This window comes from Mycobacterium sp. UM_Kg1, assembly GCF_000972925.1.
GTDB classification, from domain to species: Bacteria; Actinomycetota; Actinomycetes; order Mycobacteriales; family Mycobacteriaceae; genus Mycobacterium; species Mycobacterium hiberniae.
The window spans coordinates 1-4,235 of record NZ_JRMK01000224.1 but is presented as its reverse complement, the minus strand read 5'-3'; the positions used below and the strand labels follow the sequence as shown (position 1 = coordinate 4,235).

1 protein-coding gene is annotated in these 4,235 nt (G+C 75.7%); it reads left to right on the top strand.

All coding sequences use genetic code 11. The features are described from left to right. Positions 1-217 precede the first annotated feature (217 nt). Positions 218-4,235 (top strand): PE family protein (locus LI92_RS24665; RefSeq protein WP_502691484.1); only part of this gene is annotated, 4,018 nt, incomplete at its 3' end.

Genomic DNA, 4,235 nt, shown 5'->3' with positions numbered 1-4,235 from the left:
CGCCGACACCACCGTTACCACCGTTGCCCGAGAGGGCACCGCCGGCACCACGGACGCCTTCGGCAATGGCACCACCGGTGGCACCGGTGCGGCTGGTGGTGTCGGTGGCGCCGGTGGCGCCGGCGGTGCCCTCTCGGGCAACGGTGGTAACGGTGGTGTCGGCGGTGTCGGTGGCACCGGTGGCGCCGGTGGCCGGGGCTTCGACGGTGACAACGGCATTGACGCGGCGGCCGGCAGCGGCGGCAGCGGCACCGACGGTGTCGACGGCGGCCACGGCGGCAACGGTGGAGTCGGTGGTGTCGGTGGCCAGGGTGGTGCCGGTGGTACGGCAGCCGCGGGTAACGCCGGTGTCCAGGGCGACGGTGGCGCGGGCGGTCTCGGTGGTGCGGCCGGTGACGCCGGAAACGGTGGTAACGGTGGCGCCGGCGCGGGTGGCGGTCTCAACGCCGTCGCCGGGTCCGGTGGTGCCGGTGGCCAGGGCGGCAACCGCGGCTCGGCAGGCGCCGGTGGTGCCGGTGGTTGGAACGCGGACAGCACCGCCAAAGCTGGCGCTGGTGAGGCCGGCGCGGCCGGCAGCGGCGGCAACGGCGGCGTAGGTGGTAAGGGCGGCGACGGCGAGCTGCTCGGCGGCATCGTTGCCCAGAGCGGCGGCAACGGTGGCGCCGGTGGCGCCGCCGGAAACGACGGCGATGGTGGGGCCGGTGGCGCCGGTGGTAGCGGAGCCTCGGGTGCAGACGGAACCACCGTCGTCATCGACGGCACCGCAGGCGGTGCCGGCGGTGCCGGCGGTAACGGTGGCGTCGGTGGTGCCGGTGGCGCCAACTCCGGTAACGGTGGCGACGGTGGTGCCGGAGGTGCCGGTGGTCACGGCGGTAACGGTGGCGCCGCAGACGACGGTTACCTCCTGGACGGCGCGGGCGGCAACGGCGGTCACGCTGGCGCCGGTGGCGCGGGCGGTAGCGGCGGTACAGGTGGTATCTCCCCCACCGCGACCGGTGGAGCCGGTGGCGCAGCGGGTTCCGGTGGTAACGCCGGAACGGCAGCAGTCGGTGGCCAGGGCAGTGGCGGGGGCGGCGGAGCCAACGCCGGTGCCGGTGGTAACGGCGGCGACGGCGCCGTCGGTGGCGCAGCGGGCAAGGCCGGCGTCGGCGGCATCGGTGTGACCGGTGGCGCCGCGGGTGAGGCCGGCACGTCCGGCACCAACAGCGACGGTGCCGACGGTGGTCGCGGTGGCGACGGATTCGGCTTGATCACCGCGACGAACATCGGCCAGGGCGGCGGCGTGGGCGGCAATGGCGGTAACGCCGGCGCTGTCGGCAACGGTGGCGCGGGCGGTACCGGTGGTACCGGCGCGACGGTCGACGGCGTCACCGGGATCGACGGCCACGGCACCGACGGTGCGGTGGGCGGTGCCGGTGGTGACGGTGGTGCCGGTGGTGCCGGTGGTAGCACTTCGGGCAACGGCGGCGCGGGCGGCTTCGGCGGTATCGGTGGCCAGGGCGGTGCCGGTGGTGCCGGCGCCGACGCCACGGTGGCCGATGGCGACGGTGGCAACGGCGGCAATGCCGGGGCCGGTGGTGTCGGCGGTAGCGGCGGTCAAGGTGGTACGGCCACCAGCGGCGCCGGGGGCGACGGCGGCAACGCCGGAGTCGGCGGCAACGGTGGTGTCGCCGGGGCCGGTGGCGCGGGGCTCGGTGGCGGCGGTGCCGTCCGGGCCGGTAACGGCGGTACCGGCGGTGACGGTGCGCTCGGTGGCGCTGCCGGTAAGGCAGGTCTTGGTGGCACCGGTACGACCAACGGTGCCAATGGCTCCGCCCGCGAAGACGGTGTCGCCAGCGACGGCGGCGTCGGCGGCCAGGGTGGCCACGGTATTGGCCTCTTCGGCACCGTCGGCCAGGCCGGCGGCAACGGTGGTACCGGCGGCAACGCAGCCGCGGTCGGCAACGGTGGTGCCGGTGGTGCCGGTGGTATCGGCGCAACCGTCGACGGCATTACCGCAGGAGACGGCCACGGCACGAACGGCTACGTCGGCGGTGTCGGCGGTAACGGTGGTACGGGTGGCCTCGGTGGCACCACCTCCGGCAATGGTGGCGCCGGTGGTAACGGTGGCGCCGGTGGTAAGGGTGGTGCCGGCGGTGCCGGCGCAGACGCAACCGTCGCGGACGGCAGCGGCGGCCACGGCGGCAACGCCGCCGCCGGTGGCGCCGGCGGCAGCGGCGGACAAGGCGGCGAGGCAAGCGCCGGTGTCGGTGGCGTTGGTGGTAACGCCGGTGACGGTGGTGCCGGTGGTGCCGGTGGTGTCGGTGGAACCGGCCTCGGTGGCGGCGGCGCCACCAACGCGGGCAACGGCGGTAACGGCGGTAACGGTGCCGATGGCGCCGCCGCGGGTGTCGCGGGCCTGGGCGGTGTCGGCTCCGAGGGCAACGGTGCCGCTGGACACAACGGCGTAGCGGGCCTCGGCAGCGACGGTGGCGCAGGCGGTAACGGTGGTGCCGGGCTCGGCGTCATCGGCCTGACCAACATCGGCCAGGGCGGTGGAACCGGTGGCCTGGGCGGCAACGCGGCCACCTCCGGTAACGGTGGTGCGGGTGGCGCCGGTGGTGCCGGCGCGGCGGGCACGGCCGGTGTCACCGGTAACGACGGCCACGGCACCAACGGCACGCACGGCGGCGCCGGTGGAACCGGTGGTGTCGGTGGCCAGGGCGGCACGGCTTCGGGTAACGGCGGTGCCGGTGGAATCGGTGGCGCCGGTGGTGCCGGTGGTAACGCCGGCCATGGCGCGGCCGGCGTCGACGCTGCGGTGGTGACCATCGGCAGCGGAGCCTCTGGCGGCGACGGCACCGACGGCGGCAACGGCGGCATCGGTGGTAACGGCGGCGCCGGCGGTAACGGTGGCGCCGGTGGCACCGCGGCCAACGGCGCGGTGGGCGTCCAGGGCGCCGGCGGCGTGGGCGGAAACGCCGGTAACGCCGGTAACGCGGGTAACGGCGGGCGTGGTGCCGATGGCGCCGGTGGTGGCCTGGGCGCCGCCGCGGGCAACGGCGGTAACGGCGGTAACGGTGGCGACCGTGGCACGGCCGGCACGGCGGGTGTCGGCGGTTGGAACGCCGCGCACACCGCGCAGGCCGCGGCCGGTAGCGCCGGCACCGCAGCCACGGGCGGCAACGGCGGTGCTGGTGGCAAGGGCGGCACCGGCGTGCTCCTCGGCGACGGCACTGCGCAGACCGGTGGCCACGGCGGCCACGGCGGCAACGCCGGAATCATCGGAACCGGTGGTGCGGGCGGCAACGGTGGTGCCGGTGCGTCCGGTGCAGTCGGCTCGGTCGCGACGGCCCACGGCGGAACGGGCGGCAACGGGGCGGCCGGCGGTAACGCCGGTAACGGCGGTAAGGGCGGCACGATCTCCGGCAACGGCGGTCTCGGTGGTGTCGGAGGCGCCGGCGGAAACGGTGGCGCCGGCGGCGCGGGCATCGAGGGACTCGCGGGAGCCGATGCGGTCGCGGGCAGCGGCGGCAACGGCGGCGACGGAACCAACGGCGGTAACGGCGGCGACGGCGGTGCCGGTGGCTCAGGTGGTAACGGCGGTAAGGGCGGCTCGGCGACCAACGGCACTGCGGGCCTCGACGGCAGCGGCGGCATCGGCGGTAACGGCGGTGCGTCCGGTCAGGCGGGCAACGGCGGTCACGGTGGCGCGGGTGCCGGCGGCGGCGCAGGCGACGCGGCCGGAAACGGTGGCCACGGTGGCACCGGTGGTAACCGCGGTGTCGGCGGTGCGGCCGGCAAGGGAGGCCTGAGCGGTGACGGCGTCACCTACCGTGCCGACGGTGCGCTCGGTGCCGACGGTGGCGGCGGCAACGGCGGTAACGGCGGCGCCGGTGGTCACGGTGCGCTGCTGGCCGACGGCGTGAACGGCCAGGCCGGTGGCCTCGGTGGTAACGGTGGCGCCGCAGGCACGATCGGTACCGGTGGTGCCGGCGGTGCGGGTGGCCACGGCGGCAGCGGTGTCCTGGGTATCACCGACATCGACGGCAACGGCACGCTCGGCGGCAACGGTGGTGTCGGTGGAGCCGGTGGTAACGGCGGCCAGGGTGGTACGACCTCCGGTGCCGGTGGTGTCGGCGGTGCGGGTGGCACCGGCGGCAGCGGCGGTAACGGCGGCGACGGTGTCCTCGCCGTGGCCGGTGGCACCGGTGGAAACGGTGGCCAGGGTGGTAACTGTCTCTTATACACATCTG